Origin of the sequence: Streptomyces sp. NPDC002490, assembly GCF_040296045.1 — a bacterium.
In the GTDB taxonomy this organism is placed as follows: Bacteria; Actinomycetota; Actinomycetes; order Streptomycetales; family Streptomycetaceae; genus Streptomyces.
In genome coordinates, this window is record NZ_JBEOWM010000034.1 from 44,258 (window position 1) to 59,865 (window position 15,608).

Annotated in this window: 13 protein-coding genes; 5 read left to right on the plus strand and 8 right to left on the minus strand. The window is 73.0% G+C overall.

Annotated features, from left to right (window positions below):
* Window positions 1–58: 58 nt before the first annotated feature.
* The 5 genes from ABT092_RS21440 to ABT092_RS21460 all read right to left on the minus strand — a co-directional run bounded on the left by ABT092_RS21440 (window position 59) and on the right by ABT092_RS21460 (window position 6,502).
* Window positions 59–430 (minus strand): MerR family transcriptional regulator, encoded by a 372-nt coding sequence (locus ABT092_RS21440; RefSeq protein WP_351246257.1) that lies wholly within the window; start codon window positions 428–430, stop codon window positions 59–61.
* Window positions 431–456: 26 nt separating this feature from the next.
* Window positions 457–1,224, minus strand: coding sequence for an SDR family NAD(P)-dependent oxidoreductase (locus ABT092_RS21445; RefSeq protein WP_351246175.1), 768 nt, complete (start codon window positions 1,222–1,224; stop codon window positions 457–459).
* Window positions 1,225–1,365: 141 nt separating this feature from the next.
* Window positions 1,366–2,301: an LLM class F420-dependent oxidoreductase gene (locus ABT092_RS21450; protein WP_351246177.1), complete on the minus strand. Its 936-nt coding sequence runs from the start codon at window positions 2,299–2,301 to the stop codon at window positions 1,366–1,368.
* 149 nt (window positions 2,302–2,450) lie between these two features.
* Window positions 2,451–5,006, minus strand: a complete 2,556-nt coding sequence (locus ABT092_RS21455; protein ID WP_351246179.1) for a polynucleotide kinase-phosphatase — start codon at window positions 5,004–5,006, stop codon at window positions 2,451–2,453.
* A complete protein-coding gene (locus ABT092_RS21460; RefSeq protein WP_351246181.1) occupies window positions 5,003–6,502 on the minus strand; it encodes a 3' terminal RNA ribose 2'-O-methyltransferase Hen1 in 1,500 nt (499 codons plus the stop codon). The genes ABT092_RS21455 and ABT092_RS21460 overlap by 4 nt, the downstream gene beginning before the upstream one ends.
* Before the next feature lie 333 nt (window positions 6,503–6,835).
* On the opposite strand from ABT092_RS21460, the gene ABT092_RS21465 reads away from it, so the two are divergent.
* The 4 genes from ABT092_RS21465 (at window position 6,836) to argF (ending at window position 10,729) form a co-directional block, all read left to right on the plus strand.
* Window positions 6,836–7,384: a hypothetical protein gene (locus ABT092_RS21465; protein ID WP_351246183.1), complete on the plus strand. Its 549-nt coding sequence runs from the start codon at window positions 6,836–6,838 to the stop codon at window positions 7,382–7,384.
* A 108-nt stretch (window positions 7,385–7,492) separates the two neighbouring features.
* The gene (locus tag ABT092_RS21470; protein WP_351246185.1) at window positions 7,493–8,227 is read left to right on the plus strand and encodes a class F sortase; all 735 of its coding nucleotides are present in this window, start codon (window positions 7,493–7,495) and stop codon (window positions 8,225–8,227) included.
* A gap of 120 nt (window positions 8,228–8,347) precedes the next feature.
* On the plus strand, window positions 8,348–9,589 hold the full coding sequence (locus tag ABT092_RS21475; protein ID WP_351246187.1) for an arginine deiminase: 1,242 nt from the start codon (window positions 8,348–8,350) through the stop codon (window positions 9,587–9,589).
* A gap of 117 nt (window positions 9,590–9,706) precedes the next feature.
* Window positions 9,707–10,729, plus strand: a complete 1,023-nt coding sequence (gene argF, locus ABT092_RS21480; protein ID WP_351246189.1) for an ornithine carbamoyltransferase — start codon at window positions 9,707–9,709, stop codon at window positions 10,727–10,729.
* A gap of 44 nt (window positions 10,730–10,773) precedes the next feature.
* Here argF and ABT092_RS21485 read toward each other — a convergent pair whose 3' ends face one another.
* The 3 genes from ABT092_RS21485 to ABT092_RS21495 form a co-directional block, all read right to left on the minus strand.
* Window positions 10,774–11,547: a S1 family peptidase gene (locus ABT092_RS21485; protein ID WP_351246191.1), complete on the minus strand. Its 774-nt coding sequence runs from the start codon at window positions 11,545–11,547 to the stop codon at window positions 10,774–10,776.
* A gap of 151 nt (window positions 11,548–11,698) precedes the next feature.
* Window positions 11,699–12,142: an ATP-binding protein gene (locus ABT092_RS21490; RefSeq protein WP_351246193.1), complete on the minus strand. Its 444-nt coding sequence runs from the start codon at window positions 12,140–12,142 to the stop codon at window positions 11,699–11,701.
* A 348-nt stretch (window positions 12,143–12,490) separates the two neighbouring features.
* Complete coding sequence (locus ABT092_RS21495) at window positions 12,491–13,129, minus strand: helix-turn-helix transcriptional regulator (RefSeq protein ID WP_351246195.1); 639 nt, start codon at window positions 13,127–13,129, stop codon at window positions 12,491–12,493.
* Between the two features lie 784 nt (window positions 13,130–13,913).
* On the opposite strand from ABT092_RS21495, the gene ABT092_RS21500 reads away from it, so the two are divergent.
* A complete protein-coding gene (locus ABT092_RS21500) occupies window positions 13,914–15,545 on the plus strand; it encodes an MFS transporter (protein WP_351246197.1) in 1,632 nt (543 codons plus the stop codon).
* The last annotated feature ends 63 nt before the right edge of the window (window positions 15,546–15,608 follow it).

A 15,608-nucleotide genomic window follows, 5' to 3' on the forward strand; every position in this document is an offset into this window, starting at 1 on the left:
CGCGCGGCAGTGGGGGAGGGGGTGGGGGGGGAGGGCCCCACCAGAGACGAACCGCCCCCTAGCCCGCCGGCCGCCCCCCGCCGCCGGTTCTCTCCCGGAGGGCGGCTGCCAGGCGGTCCCGGGCCTCGGTCTGGGTCGCGATCCGTTCGTTGAGGACCGTCAGTCGTTCCTGCGCGACCCGCAGGCCGTCCCCGGAGGGCGGCCCCGCGCTGACGTCGCCGTCCAGGCAGGGCAGGAAGGCCCGCACGTCGTCGAGGGTGAGTCCGGAGGCCAGGAGGAAGCGGATGTTGCGGACCCGCACCACTGCCTGTTCGTCGTAGGTGCGGTAGCCGTTGGGGGCGCGTTCGGAGGAGAGCAGTCCGGCCTGCTCGTAGTGTCGCAGCGCACGGGCGGTCGTTCCGGTCGCCCCGGCCAGTTCGCCTATCCGCACCCGCTCCACCCCCGGGGTCGTTCCTATCACGCCACGACCGCGCCTCCGTCGACCGGGAGCACGACTCCGGTGATGAACGAGGCGGCCGGTGCGGCGAGTCGGGTGATGGCCCAGGCCACTTCCTCGGGGCGACCGATGCGGCCCAGCGGGGTGTGCGCCAGTTGCCACTTCCGCACCTCGGCGGTCCGCTCCGGGGTCAACCCCTGGTGCTCCCCGATGGGGGTGTCGATCGCGCCGGGGGCGACCGCCACCGCCCGGATGCCGCGCGGCGCGAGTTCCACCGCCCAGCTGCGGGTGAGGAGTTCCAGGGCGGTCTTGGACGCGGCGTAGACGGAGTTGCCCGGCCAGGCCCGCTGCCCCACCGAGGTGCTCACGTTGACGATCACTCCGCCCGCCGCCTCCAGCAAGGGCAGGGCGGCCTGCGTGAGCAGGACGGGTGCGACGAGATTGGTGGCGAGTTGGGTCGTGACGGCCTCCTGCGTCAGGGTGCCGAGGGGACCGCCGTGCACGATGCCGGCGTTGTTGACCAGCACGTCCAGTCGACCGTGCGCGTCCCGGACGGCCCGGACGATCTTCTCGGGGGCGTCCCGGTCGGTGATGTCGGCGGTCAGCGGGGTGATGTCACCGTGTCCGGCGGCGGTCTCCGCCAGCGGTTCGGCACGTCGTCCGAGGGCGATCACGCGGGCGCCTTCGGCGGCGAAGGCACGGGCGGTGGCCCGTCCGATGCCGGTGCCGGCTCCGGTGACGAGGACGGTCCGGTGGTCCCGGGGCGTGGTGGTGTTCATGCCGGTCATGGTCCGACCCTGACGCCAACGACAAGGTCAACACCACGGGAGCGCCGAGGGGGTGAGGGGCCCGCACCGGTGGTCGACGAGACGGTCACCGGCGCGTTCGGGAACCGTCCGGGGCGCACGGCGCGGCAGCGGTCCGCCCGCTCAGGAGGCGCCGGACGCCACCTGCGGCATGACGGCGGAGGCGATCAGCTCCAGGTGGTCGAGGTCGTCCAGGTCCAACATCTGGAGGTACACGCGCTGGGAGCCCACGGCGGCGTACCGGCCCAGCTTCTCGACCACCTCCGCGGGCGACCCCGCGAGACCGTTCTCCTTCAGTTCGTCCACCTCGCGGCCGATGGTCGCCGCCCGGCGGGCCACCTCCTGGTCGGTGCGGCCGACGCAGGCCACGAGGGCGTTGGAGTACACGAGGTCGGAGGGGTGCCGTCCGCGTTCCTCGGCCGCCGCCCGCACCCGGCCGAACTGGCGCTCGGTGTCGGCGATCGAGGCGAAGGGGATGTTGAACTCGTCGGCGTACCGTGCGGCCAGGGCGGGGGTGCGCTTGGCGCCGTGGCCGCCGATCAGGATCGGCAGCGGGGACTGCGCGGGCTTGGGCAGCGCGGGCGAGTCCTTGAGCTGGTAGTGCGTCCCCTCGAAGCTGAAGCGCTCGCCGACGGGGGTCTTCCACAGCCCGGTCACGACGGCGAGCTGTTCCTCCAGCCGGCCGAACTTCTCCTTGGGGAACGGGATGCCGTACGCGGTGTGCTCCTCCTCGTACCAGCCGGACCCGAGGCCCAGTTCGATCCGGCCGCCGGACATCCGGTCGACCTGGGCGACCTGGATCGCGAGGACGCCCGGCAGTCGGAACGTGCCCGCCGTCATCAGGGTGCCGAGCCTGATCCGGCTGGTGTCGCGGGCGAGTCCGGCGAGGGTGATCCAGGCGTCGGTGGGTCCCGGCAGCCCGTCCACGGAGCCCATGTGGAGGTAGTGGTCGGAGCGGAAGAACGCGCCGTAGCCCAGGTCCTCGGCGGCCCGGGCGATGCGGAGGAGGGTGTCGTAGGTGGCGCCCTGCTGGGGTTCGGTGAAGATGCGGAGATCCATGCGTCCCATCATGCCCGGTGCGCCGCGGCCCGCCGTGGTGCACCCGCTGCCGCGCCCCGACTGGTCGCGGCGGCGACGTGGGTGCCGGGGCAGGTGCGGAGCGCCCTGCTCCGCACCTGCCCCCGCGGACGGTCGGTCCGGTCCGCGGGTCACAGTCGGGGGTCGACCGGCTCCGACTCCAGGGCCAGCACCGCGAACACCGTCTCGTGCACCCGCCACAGCGGCTCCCCCTCGGCCAGCCGCTCCAGGGACTCCAGTCCGAGGGCGTACTCGCGCAGGGCCAGTGACCGCTTGTGCCCCAGGTGCCGCGAGCGCAGGCGCTCCAGGTGGTCGGGGCGCGCGTACTCGGGTCCGTAGACGATCCGCAGGTACTCCCGGCCCCGGCACTTGATGCCGGGCTGCACCAGTCGGTTCCGCCCGTCCCGGGCCAGGGCCTGGAGAGGCTTGACGACCATGCCCTCGCCGCCCGCCCCGGTCAGCTCCTGCCACCACCGGACGCCGGCCTCGACGGACTCCTCGTCGCCGGTGTCGACGACGAGCCGCCCGGTCGGGATGAGCAGCGCGGTCGGGTCGTGGGCCACGAGCCGGTCGATCAGGGCCAACTGTTCGTCGTGGGGGAGTCCGGCCAGGGACCTGCCCCGGGCGGCCAGCACCTGGAAGGGGGCCAGCCGCACGCCGTCCAGTCCCTCGGTGGTCCAGCAGTAGCGGCGGTACGCCTCGGTGAAGGCGGCGGTGTCGACGGCGCGTTCCCGTTGCCGTGCCAGCAGCCCGTCGACGGGCACGCCGCGTGCCGCGGCCCGCGTCAGTGCCGTGACCGCTGCGGGCAGTGCGCTGCCCGCAGCGGCGCCCACGGCCGCGTACTGGCTGCGCAGCAGGCCGCCCGCCTTCAGCGACCAGGGCATCAGCTCCGCGTCCAGGAGCAGCCAGTCGGTGTCGAGTTCCTCCCACAGCCCGGCCGCACCGACCGCGGCCCGCACCCGGTCCAGGATCTCTTCGGTGACCGCGGAGTCGTCGAAGAACGGGCGCCCGGTGCGGGTGTACAGGGAACCGGTGGGGCCGTCGACGCCGAACCGTTCCCGTGCCGCGTGTGCGTCCCGGCACACCAGGACGACGGCCCGCGAGCCCATGTGCTTCTCCTCGCACAGGACCCGGGCGACCCCGTCCGCGGCGTACTGGGCGAATGCCTCCGCCGGGTGCTCCAGGTGGCCGTCCCGGCGCGAGGTCGCGGTGGGCGCCATCGTCGGCGGCAGGTAGGGCACCAGCCGCGGGTCGATCGCGAAGCGGCTCATCACCTCCAGGGCGGCGGCCGCGTTCTCCTCGCGGACCGCCACCCGGCCGCCGTGCCGGGTCTCCACGGTGCGCCGGCCGTGGACGTCCGCCAGGTCCGGGGGGCGCTCGTCGGTGCGGCCCGACTCTTCGGTCAGCAGCGGGCGCACCGGCTCGTACCAGACGCGTTCGGCGGGCACGTCGACGAGTTCGCGTTCGGGGTAGCGCAGCGCGGTCAGCTTGCCGCCGAAAACGCAACCGGTGTCCAGGCAGAGGGTGTTGTTGATCCAGCGGGCTTCGGGGACCGGGGTGTGGCCGTAGACGACGGCGGCCGTGCCCCGGTAGTCGTCCGCCCAGGGGTAGCGCACCGGCAGCCCGAACTCGTCGGTCTCGCCGGTGGTGTCGCCGTACAGGGCGTGCGAGCGGACCCGGCCGGAGGTGCGGCCGTGGTACTTCTCCGGCAGACCCGCGTGGGAGACGACGAGCTTGCCGCCGTCCAGCACGTAATGGCTGACCAGCCCGTCCACGAAGGCGGCGACCTCGGCGCGGAACTCCTCGCTCTGGGCTTCCAGTTGGGCAACGGTTTCGGCGAGTCCGTGGGTGATCTGGACCTTGCGTCCCTTGAGCCAGCGGCCGAGCTTGTTCTCGTGGTTGCCGGGCACGCAGAGGGCGTCGCCGGACGCGACCATGTCCATGACGCGGCGCAGTACGGCCGGGCTGTCCGGTCCGCGGTCGACGAGGTCGCCCACGAAGACGGCGGTCCGGCCTTCGGGGTGGCTGCCGTCGACGTAGCCGAGCTCTTCCAGCAGGGTTTCCAGTTCGCGGTGGCAGCCGTGGACGTCGCCGATGAGGTCGAACGGGCCGCTGAGGTGGCTGAGGTCGTTGTACCGCTTCTCGGTGACGATCCGCGCCGAGTCGATCGCCTCCACTCCGCGCAGCAGGTGGACCTTGCGGAAGCCCTCGCGTTCCAGTCCGCGCAGCGAACGGTGCAGTTCCCGCTGGTGGCGGCTGATGACCCGGGGGTGCATGTCGGCGCGGTCCGCCCGGGTGGCGTTGCGCCGGGCGCACTCGGCCTCGGGCACGTCCAGCACGATGGCGATGGGGAGCACGTCGTGTTCGCGGGCGAGTCGGATGAGTTGGGCCCGCGCCCCGGACTGGACGTTCGTCGCGTCGACGACGGTGCGCCGGCCGGCGGCGAGGCGCTTGCCGGCGATGTAGTGCAGGAGGTCGAAGGCGTCACCGGAGGCCGACTGGTCGTTCTCGTCGTCGGCGACCAGTCCCCGGCAGAAGTCGCTGGAGACGATCTCGGTGGGGCGGAAGTGCCGGCGGGCGAAGGTCGACTTCCCGGAGCCGGAGGCGCCGATCAGGACGACCAGCGACAGGTCGGTGACGCCCAGGTCGCGTGTGCCGCCGGAGGCGGTGGGTTCGGTGGTGCTCATGCCGCGGTGTCCTCCTTCGGGTCGCGGTCGTGGTGGGCGGACGGGGCGTTGCCGGGTTCCCGGTGGAACAGGGCGAGTTGGGTGGGCGCGCCCACCTCGGGGTCCTCCGGGCCCACCGGGCGCAGTTCGACCGCGTACCCGTACCGTGCGGCCACCCGTTCGGCCCAGGCGCGGAACTCGTCCCGCCGCCATTCGAAGCGGTGGTCGCCGTGGCGGGACTGCCCGGCGGGCAGCCACTCCCAGCGCACGTTGTACTCCACGTTCGGGGTGGTCACGATGACCGTCGCGGGTCGGGCGGCACCGAACACGGAGTACTCCAGGGCGGGCAGCCGGTCCGCGTCCACGTGCTCGACGACTTCGCAGAGCACGGCCGCGTCGTAGCCCGCGAGACGGCGGTCGGTGTACATCAGGGAGCCCTGGAGGAGCGTGACCCGGGCGGCCTGTCGTTCGCCCATCCGGTCCAGGCGCAGCCGGCGGGCCGCGATGGCGAGGGCCCGGGCCGACACGTCGACCCCGACGACCTCGGTGAACCGGGCGTGACCCAGGAGGTCCTTCACCAACTGGCCCTGGCCGCAGCCCAGGTCGAGGATCCGGGCCGCGCCGCTCTCGTCCAGTGCGGTGCGGATCGCCGTGCGGCGGGCCACCGCGAGGGGGACCGGCTTCTCTTCGGTGTCGGCCGCCTCGTCGACGGCGTTGTCGAAGGTCTCGACGTCGGTGTCGTCGCTCTGGGCGAGTCGTTCCAGGGCGAGCCGTTCGAGCGCGGTGCGGGCCAGTGCCCACCGGCGGTTGAGGAAGCGTCCGGTGATGAGCTTCTGCTCCGGGTGGGTGGCGAGCCAGCCCTCGCCGGCCCGCAGCAACTTGTCCACCTCGTCCTCGGAGACCCAGTAGTGCTTGGCGGCGTCGAGCACCGGCATCAGCACGTACAGCTGGCGCAGGGCCTCGCCGAGGGTGTGGGCGTCGCTCTCCAGGGCGAGCCGGACGTAGCGCGAGGCGCCCCACGCGGGGAACCGTTCGTCCAGAGGGACCGGGGTGGCCGTGACCGTCCAGCCGAGTGGCTCGAACATCCGGTGCACCAGCTCGGGGCCGCCCCGTGCGGACAGGGAGGGGACCTCGATCCGTAGCGGCAGCGGCTGGGCGGCCCGCTCGGGCAGGGCCGTGCACCGCCCCTTCAGCGCACTGGAGAACACCCGGCCGAGGGCGACGGCCAGCAGCGAGGAGGCCGCGTACGGGCGGTCGTTCACGTACTGGGCGAGGGTGGCGTCGGGCGTCTTGCGGTCCTTGCCCTTGGTCGCGCGGACCAGGCCCACCGGGTCGACCTCCAGGAGCAGCGCGGCGGTGCACCGTTGCTCGGTCGCTTCCGGGTAGAAGACGTGCGCCGTGCCGTGGGTCGACGAGGCGCGGAACGTCTGGCTGCGGTCGGGGTGCTTGTGCAGCAGGTACCCCAGGTCCGTGGCGGGACGCCCGGGGCTGCCGATCGTGGTGATGGTGAGGAACACCCTTTCGAGTATGGCGGTGGTCCGGGTCGGCGGGCGAGCGGGTTTCCCGCGGCGCCCGGAGCCGGGGGCGGGCCCGGGGCGTTCCGCGGGTCGGGGCCGCTACCCGTGCGGGCGCACCACCGGAAGATCACCTGAGTGCCCCAGCGGTACCGGTGCTGACCTGCGGTGTTGCCGTCCGCCACCCGGGGCGGAGGGGCGGGTACCGGTGGCGCCGCCGGGCCGGTGGGGATGCGTCCCGATTCGACGGGCCGTCAGATGAGGGGACGACGGCACCGGCTCTCGTCAGCGCGCGGGCAAGGTTCCGTGCGCGGCCGGTGCCTGACGGAGGATCACATGAACGCTCGACGCATGCTCGCCTCGGCCGGGGCGGCCGCGGCGACGGTAGCCCTCGCGGCACCGCTGGCCCTCGCGGCCGGCGCCCCGGCCGGCGGCGCGCCGGAACCACGGCCCGGTGCCCGGACCCTGTCGTTCTCGCCCGACCCGGTGCGGGCCGGACACACCACCACCGCGCGCACCTTCTCCTGCGGGAACAGCACCAGCGCCACGGTCAACGCCGAGTCCCTGGGGGTGCGGCACGTCCGGCTCACCCGCGACGGCCGCACCGGCGGCGACGACCGGGGCACCCAGTTCGGCCGGGACGAGCTGAGCGGCCGCATCGACGTGCCGCAGCACGCCCGCCCCGGCCGGCACGAGGTCCACGGCACCTGCGACAACGGGGCCCACCTGGCCGGGGTGCTGGAGGTGGTGCCCGCCGGCGGTGCGCACGGCGGGTTCGGCGGCGACCGTGACGACGCCCTCGCCACGGCGGCGGGCGGCGTCCTGATCGCGGGGGCCGCGGTCGGCGGCGCCTTCCTGTTCCGGGCCCGGCGCCGCGCCCTCTGACGAAGGACCGCACCGGGGAATCCGGCCGGGGCCGCCCACCGCCCCGGCCGGCCCGGTGGCACACACCACGGACGCCCGGGAGCCCGGGCGGTCGGAAGGAGACCCGGCATGGACGCGTACCGACACCCCGGGGGAGCGGCGGCCCGGCACTCCGTCGAGGGCGCGGCCCTCCTGGCCGCCCTCGACGCGCACCGCAGGGCCGTGCGCACCGAACGAGCCCGGCGGTACCGGGTGGGCTGGTCGTCCCTGGCGCTCGCGGTCCTCGTCGGGGTCCGGCTGGTGCAGGGCGACCCGGTGCCCGGGCCGCCGCAACCCTCGCCCGCCGCGGCGGTCCGCCCTGCGCCGGCCGCCTCCGGACCCGCGGCCTCCACCGATCCCGCACCGCTCGCCGTCGCCCGCCCGGACGCCGTCCGGATTCCCGCGATCGGCGTGGCCGCCCCGCTCCGGGCCGTCGGCTACGACCCCCGGGGACAGCTGGACGCCCCGCCGCCCACCGAACCGGGCACCGCCGGCTGGTTCAGCGCCGGACCCAGCCCGGGCGAGCGCGGCGCCGCGGTGCTCACCGGCCACGTCGACACCCGCACCGGGCCCGCGGTCTTCTACTCACTGGGCTCGCTCGTCCACGGCGACACCATCGAGGTCACCCGCGGCGACGGGCGCACCGCGGTGTTCACCGTCGACGGGGTGGAGGTGCTGCCCCGCGAGGGCTTCCCCGCGGAACGGGTCTACGGCGACACCGGCCGCCCCGAGCTGCGCCTGCTCACCTGCGGCGGCACCTTCGAGGAGGCGACCGGCTACGACGCGAACGTGGTCGTCTTCGCCCACCTCACCGGCGTGCGCTGAGCGGGGTCGGGCTCCCCGCCGGACGCCGGCCGGCCCCGTCCGCCCGCCGGCCGGAGCGTGCCGCCGCGGCCCCGCGTGCCGGGCGTCGTGTCGGGGCGGGATTCGGGGAAGGTAGAGGCCATGGGATTCCACGTCGACTCCGAGACCGGACGGTTGCGCCGCGTCATACTGCACCGGCCCGACCTGGAGCTGAAGCGGCTCACCCCCCGCAACAAGGACGCCCTGCTCTTCGACGACGTGCTGTGGGTGCGCCGGGCCCGTCAGGAGCACGACGGCTTCGCGGACGTCCTGCGCGACCGGGGCGTGGTCGTGCACCTCTTCGGCGAACTGCTCGCCGAGGTGCTGGAGCTGCCCGAGGCCCGGGCGCTGGTCCTGGACCGGGTCTTCGACGAGAAGGAGTACGGTCCGCTGGCCACCGGACACCTGCGGGCCGCGTTCGCCGCGCTGCCCGCGCCGCAGCTCTGCGAGGCGCTGGTGGGCGGCATGACCAAGCGCGAGTTCCTGGACGGCCACCCGGAGCCGACCTCGGTCCGCTTCCACGCCATGGAACTGGACGGCTTCCTGCTCGATCCGCTGCCCAACCACCTGTTCACCCGCGACACCTCCGCCTGGATCTACGACGGGGTCTCCATCAACGCGATGCGCTGGCCGGCCCGGCGCCGCGAGACGGTGCACTTCGAGGCGATCTACCGCCACCATCCGCTGTTCGCGGCCGGGCCCGCGGGCCCGTTCCACCTCTGGTCCGAGGGGCAGGCCGACTACCCGTCCACCATCGAGGGCGGCGACGTCCTGGTCATCGGCAACGGGGCGGTCCTCATCGGGATGAGCGAGCGCACCACGCCCCAGGCGGTGGAGATGCTGGCGCACAAGCTGTTCGCGGCGGGTTCGGCCCGCACCATCGTGGCCCTCGACATGCCCAAGCGGCGGGCGTTCATGCACCTCGACACGGTGATGACGATGGTCGACGGGGACACCTTCACCCAGTACGCGGGGCTCGGCATGCTGCGCTCGTACACCATCGAGCCCGGGACGGACGGCAGCGAACTGAAGGTCACCGACCACCCGCCGGAGCAGATGCACCGGGCGATCGCGGCGGCCCTCGGGTTGAGCGAGATCCGGGTGCTCACCGCCACCCAGGACGTGCGGGCCGCCGAGCGGGAGCAGTGGGACGACGGGTGCAACGTCCTCGCGGTGGAACCGGGCGTGGTCATCGCCTACGAGCGCAACGCCACCACCAACACCCATCTGCGCCGGCAGGGCATCGAGGTGATCGAGATCCCCGGCAGCGAGCTGGGCCGGGGCCGGGGCGGCCCCCGGTGCATGAGCTGCCCGCTGGAGCGTGCGGCGGTGTCCGGGGGCTGACGGGGCGGGCCGGTGGGGTCGGTGTGACCGGATCGACCCTCTTGCATATAAATGCTGGTAGTCGTATATAGTTCCGGTTTCCTGTTCCTGCCCGACGCCTCGCCCTGGGAGCCCCGCATGGTGACTGTCCCGACCGGTTTCACCGGCCGCCACTTCCTGAAGGAACTGGACTTCACCGCCGACGAGTTCACGGCCCTGATCGCCCTGGCCGCCGAGCTGAAGGCGGCCAAGAAGGCCGGCACCGAGACGCCGCTGCTGCGGGGCCGGAACATCGCCCTCATCTTCGAGAAGACCTCCACCCGCACCCGGTGCGCCTTCGAGGTCGCCGCCGCCGACCAGGGCGCCAGCACCACCTACCTGGACCCGTCCGGTTCGCAGATGGGGCACAAGGAGTCCGTCAAGGACACCGCCCGGGTGCTCGGCCGGATGTACGACGGGATCGAGTACCGGGGCGACAGCCAGGCGGCCGTGGAGGAGCTCGCCGCCCACGCCGGGGTCCCGGTCTACAACGGACTGACCGACGACTGGCACCCCACCCAGATGCTCGCGGACGTGCTGACCGTCACCGAGCACTGCACCAAGCCGCTGGACCGGGTCGCCTTCGCCTACCTCGGCGACGCCCGGTTCAACATGGGCAACTCCTACCTGATCACCGGTGCCCTGCTCGGCATGGACGTCCGGATCGTCGCGCCCGAGGCGTACTGGCCCGCCCCGGAGGTCGTGGCGCGCGCCCGCGCGCTCGCCGAGGGCAGCGGGGCGCGGCTCACCCTGACCGCGGACGTCTCCGCGGGCGTGCACGGCGCGGACTTCGTCGCCACCGACGTCTGGGTGTCCATGGGGGAGCCCAAGGAGGTCTGGGGCGAGCGGATCGCCGCCCTCGGCCCGTACGCCGTCACCATGGACGTGCTCCGCGCCACCGGCAACCCCGACGTGCGGTTCCTGCACTGCCTGCCGGCCTTCCACGACCTCGGCACCAAGGTCGGCCGGGAGCTGTACGAGACGTACGGTCGGGACTCGCTGGAGGTCACCGACGAGGTCTTCGAGTCCCCGTACTCCGTCGTCTTCGACGAGGCGGAGAACCGGCTGCACACCATCAAGGCGGTCCTCGTCGCCACCCTCGCGGGGCCTCTGGCCGGCTGACGCGCCGGGTCCCCGGGGCGGCGGGGACCCGGTCCGGGCGGCGGTCAGGAAACGGGCAGGCCGAGGTCCGCGGTCACCGCGCTGACCCGGGTGAAGACCGAGTCCGGGTGGTCGCCGTCGCAGTACTTGTTGCCGGTCGAGGTGATGCCGATCACCTTGCCCCCGGCGACCAGCGGGCCGCCCGAGTCGCCCCGGCAGATGCTGTCCTTCGTGCCGGCCGGCGGAGCCCCGCAGACCGTCCCGGCCCGGGTGTGGGTCGCGTCGGTGAACGGCTCGCAGGTGCGCAGGGCGGCGATGGTGAGGGTGGCCTCCTTCAGCCGGGTCGCCGGGGTGTCCCGGGCGGTCAGCCCCCATCCCACGGCCTTCGCGGTCCTGCCCAGGGCGTACTTGGCGTTGTCCCGGGAGCCCGCGACGGGCAGCGGCGCGTAGGGCATCCGGGCGGACAGCGTCAGCACCGCCGCGTCGTTGCGGAGGAAGCCGTCGTACTGCGAGTGCAGCCGGACGTCGGTCACCGAGCGCACCGTGCCGTTGGTGGCGGCCGGGGTCGTGCGCCCGCCGACGACCTTCAGCTTCAGCGCCGCGTCCGCGTCGCGGACGCAGTGCGCGGCGGTGAGCACCTTGGTGGGCGCCACCAGGGTGCCCCCGCAGACGTGCTCGCCGCCCGCGGTCCGCAACTGCATCATGTACGGGTGCGCGCCGGTGGTGGTGTTCTTCCCGCCGTGGATGGCGACGGCGGGCGAGGCCACCGCCGTGAGCGTGGCCACGGCGAGTGCGGACGCGACGAGCGCACCGCCGGCGCGCTGGGCGAACCTGGACATGTGATCCCCTTCGGGCAGGGACCGCGGGGCTGGCCCCCGCGGTCCGTACCCAGCAGGACGTCATGATCCACAGGTGCGTTCCCCCGACCGTGCCGCGGTTGTGCAGGGGCTTGACGGCCCGACGGCCGGTGCGGGCGCCCGCGGAGGGGCCTCAGCGGGCGTGCCGGGGCCGGGGCACCGCGGAGAGGGTGAACCACACGGCCTTGCCGGACTCGGTGGTGCGGTGTCCGCAGGCCGAGCTGAGCGCGCGGATCAGCAGCAGCCCGCGCCCGTCCTCCCGCCAGGGGTCCGGGGGGTCGAGGGCGGGACGGGTCAGGCCGCCCGGCGGGCAGGGGTCCGGATCGTGCACCTCCACCTGGCACCCGCCCGGCAGCAGGGCGACGACCAGTTGGATGGGCTCGTCCCCGGCGGTGTGCTCGACGGCGTTCGCCACCAGCTCCGCGGTCAACAGCTCCGCGGTGTCGCAGTCGGCGGTGTCCCGGACCTCGGCGGCGTCGGTGAGCGCGGTCCGGACGAGCGCACGGGCCACCGGCACCGCCGCGGTGGAGTGCGGCAGCGCGATGCGCCAGGAGGCGGAGGCGGATGACTCGTGCAAGGCGATCCGTTCAGGGCAGCGCAGATGGTCCGGCCGTCAACTTCCTGCATGGTACGGGGTCGCCTCCGCCCGCCGAACGGCGGGCACGGTCGACGCCGCGCGGACCCGCCGGCGGGGGACGGACCGGCCGGAACGGGGCGGGGGAGGAAACGCACCCCGAGCTCCGTCGGGGGCGGCGGCACGGGGCGGGCCGTGCGGTGGCGGGGCCGTCGCACGCGGAGGGCCCGGCTTCCGCCCCGCTCGGCTGCGGGACGGAAACGGCGTGCTGGACGGGGGTGCGGCGACGTCGTCGGCCCGGTGCGGCGTCGCCCGGTGGTGCGGGGGTGAGGCTTCGGGTGGCGGGGCCGGTCAGTGCGGTCTGAGCGCGGGGGTCAGCAGACCTGTTCGGGCGGCGAGGACGCCGGCCTGGAAGCGGGACCGGGCGCCCAACTCGTTCATGAGCGTCGCGACGTGCCGCCGGTAGGTGCGCACGGACATTCCGGTGGCCTTGGCCGCCGCGTCGTCCGTGAACCCCTTGCTCATCAGGTCGAGGACCCGCACGAGGTTCCGGTGGCGCGCCGCGTCGGCGGTGGTGTCCAGGAAGGCGGGGTGCGACTCCACCGGTTGCTCACCGGCCGTCATGAGGTGGTGGAAGGCGTTCGCGACGGTGGAGTCGTGGATGACGATGCCCCCCGGCGTCTGCGGGTTCTCCGCGGTGCTGTGCCGGAACACGGTCATCTCGGTGTCGATCACGGCGATGCTGTAGTGCGAACCGCCGGCGATGATGGCCTGGGGGCGCATGGCCTTCAACTGCTGGAAGATTCTGTTGTCCTCCAGGTCTTCTTGACGGCATATCAGTTTCATCTGTACGCCGTGGTCGACGAGTTCGGTGACGGCCCGTCTGATGATGCGCAGGCGTTTGGCCGTGCTTTCGTCGGAGGGCGAGGGCATGATGTCCCCCAGGCACCAGGTGACGCTCTCTTCCGCGGTGAGGACGAGTCGAGCCATCCAACGAATCGAGACCTCCGGGTCGGTCGCGTCCACCGACCCCGTGATGCGCCGGGTGCCGGGCGCCGGGATGTGCGGAACGGAATCCTGGCGCGTCAGGTGTTCGACGACATTGTTTCCCCAAGGTGAGTTTCGAGTTGCGAATGCGTTGACCGACTCTTTGTGATCCTGTAGCAACTTGTCATTCCCCCGCTCTTCGCGCCGCGACCTCCGTGCGTTTTCGGACCCCGTGCCCGTATTCGCCCTGCCCCGTCGAAAAGGCGTTTCAGAGGTGCGGATCGGATGAGCTCTCAGATGCCGCTAATTGGCTTCGGATAGCGTGTGGAAGAAGTGCTTGCTGATGATTTTGAACCACTTGTGAGCGTAGCACGCAGGGAGAATGCCCCACCGTGGCCAGGGCGTGGTTGCAGCTTCAAGGAACTGTGCGTGATTGCCCTTGTGTTGATGTGGCGGTGCGTGATCGCAATTCCCCCGGAAGCTTCCCGACCTGCGGGCGGAGCGACGCTTTCCGCTACTCTGAGCCGGGGCGCGGGCAGGTTGTTGTCGCCGGGGGCGCGGCTCTTGCCGAAGGGGGTGGACCGATAGTGGCCTGACAGGTAGTTGTCAGAATTCATGCGAATCTTGAACGTCGCCTACCGCTCCACTGACACTTGCTGCCAAGTAACGGCTTGTTCGGGTGATGTGAGGCCCGTTGTTGTCACTCTCGGGTGATCGGCCTCCCCGGACGACGTCGACGCCGCTGCGGGAGCGCGCCCAGGGCGCCCCCATCTGAGGAACGGAACTCGTGAGCGCAAGAGAACGGACCACCGACCGGCCGGCTGATCCGGCCCCCGCCTCCCCGACCCCACGGCAGTGGCTGGCCCTCTCCGTGCTGGTCCTCGCCCAACTCGCGGTGTGGCTCGACAACACCATCCTCAACGTCGCGCTCAAGACCCTGGCCGACCCGGACGAGGGCCTCGGAGCGACCCCCAACGAGCTCCAGTGGAGCATCAGTTCCTACACCCTCGTCTTCGCCGTGCTGCTCTTCACCGGCGGCGTGCTGGCCGACCGCTACGGGCAGCGCCGCATCCTGCTGGTCGGACTGGGCGTCTTCGGCGTCTGCTCCGCCTGGGCCGCCTGGGCGAGTTCGCCGGGCGAACTGATCCTCGCCCGGGCCGTCATGGGCGTCGGCAGCGCGCTGATCATGCCCGCGACGCTCTCGCTGATCGCCGAGGTGTTCGACGCCCGACACCGCGCCAAGGCGATCGCGATCTGGTCCGGGTGCAGCGGGTTGGCCATCGCGGCCGGTCCCCTGCTCAGCGGCGCCCTGCTGGAACACTTCTGGTGGGGGTCGGTCTTCCTGGTCAACGTGCCCCTGGTGCTGGTCTCGGTGGTCGGCGGGTACCTCCTGCTGCCCGTCGCCCGTTCGCTCACCCGACGGCGCTTCGACCCGGTGGGCGTCCTGCTGTCCACGGTGGGCGTGCTGGCCGTCGTCTACGGGATCATCGAGGGCGGCCACCGCAACGCGTGGGTGGCCTGGGACGTCCTCGGACTCATCGCCCTGGGCCTGCTGCTCCTGGCCGCCTTCGTGGTGGTGGAGCTGCGCATCCCCCACCCGAGCTTCGACATCCGGCTGTTCCGCAACCGGAGGTTCACCGGGGCGAGCGTGGCGGTCATGCTCACCTTCTTCGGACTGACCGGCTCCCAGTACTACGCCACCTTCTACCTCCAGGGGCCGCGCGGCCAGACCCCGTTCGAGGCGGGCATGACCCTCGCTCCGGTGGCGCTCGGCGTCCTGCTCGGCGCGCCCGTCTCGGCGGTCCTGGTCAAGCGTTGGGGGGCCCGCCTGGTGGTCGCCGGGGGCATGTTGATCGCCGCCGCGACCTTCTTCGGCTACGTCCTCTTCGACAACGACACCCCGTTGCCCTGGTTCTGGCTGCTGCTGGTGGTCCAGGGGCTCGGACTCGGCGCCAGCGTCGCCCCCACCACCGAGGTGATCATCGCGGCGCTCCCCGCGGACCGCACCGGCGTGGGCTCCGCGGTCAACAACTCGATGCGCCAGATCGGCGGCGTGCTCGGGGTGGCGGTGCTGGGGACCGTGCTCGTCAGCGTCTACCGGGACGAGATGGCGCCGACCCTCTCCGGACTGCCCAAGCGGGTGGTCGAGCAGGCGGAGAACTCCCCGGAGGGCGCGCGGTACGTGGCCGACCAGGCGGGCCTGCCCCACCTGGTCCAGGCCGCCGACGACAGCTTCCTCCAGGCCATGCACATCACCACGGTGATCGGCGGCGCGATGGCGGTGGCCGGGGCGGTGATCATCCTGATCACCTTCGTCGGCAACCTCTCCCGGACCCCCGCCGCCGAAGGCGAGGAGGCCGCCCCGGACCCGGCGGACCGGACCGCACCCCCCGCCGTGGACGCCCGGGAAGCCCGCTGACGCCGCACCCCGCGCCGTACGCCCCCGGACCGCACAGCGACCGGGGGCGTACCCATGTCTCAG

What these genes read in the sequence shown, in the direction of transcription:
- argF (WP_351246189.1), top strand. Translation starts at nt 9,707, where the DNA reads ATGGTGACTGTCCCGACCGGTTTCACCGGCCGCCACTTCCTGAAGGAA.
- ABT092_RS21470 (WP_351246185.1), top strand. Translation starts at nt 7,493, where the DNA reads ATGGACGCGTACCGACACCCCGGGGGAGCGGCGGCCCGGCACTCCGTC.
- ABT092_RS21465 (WP_351246183.1), top strand. Translation starts at nt 6,836, where the DNA reads ATGAACGCTCGACGCATGCTCGCCTCGGCCGGGGCGGCCGCGGCGACG.
- ABT092_RS21450 (WP_351246177.1), bottom strand. Translation starts at nt 2,301, where the DNA reads ATGGATCTCCGCATCTTCACCGAACCCCAGCAGGGCGCCACCTACGAC.
- ABT092_RS21495 (WP_351246195.1), bottom strand. Translation starts at nt 13,129, where the DNA reads ATGGCTCGACTCGTCCTCACCGCGGAAGAGAGCGTCACCTGGTGCCTG.
- ABT092_RS21485 (WP_351246191.1), bottom strand. Translation starts at nt 11,547, where the DNA reads ATGTCCAGGTTCGCCCAGCGCGCCGGCGGTGCGCTCGTCGCGTCCGCA.
- ABT092_RS21445 (WP_351246175.1), bottom strand. Translation starts at nt 1,224, where the DNA reads ATGACCGGCATGAACACCACCACGCCCCGGGACCACCGGACCGTCCTC.
- ABT092_RS21455 (WP_351246179.1), bottom strand. Translation starts at nt 5,006, where the DNA reads ATGAGCACCACCGAACCCACCGCCTCCGGCGGCACACGCGACCTGGGC.
- ABT092_RS21475 (WP_351246187.1), top strand. Translation starts at nt 8,348, where the DNA reads ATGGGATTCCACGTCGACTCCGAGACCGGACGGTTGCGCCGCGTCATA.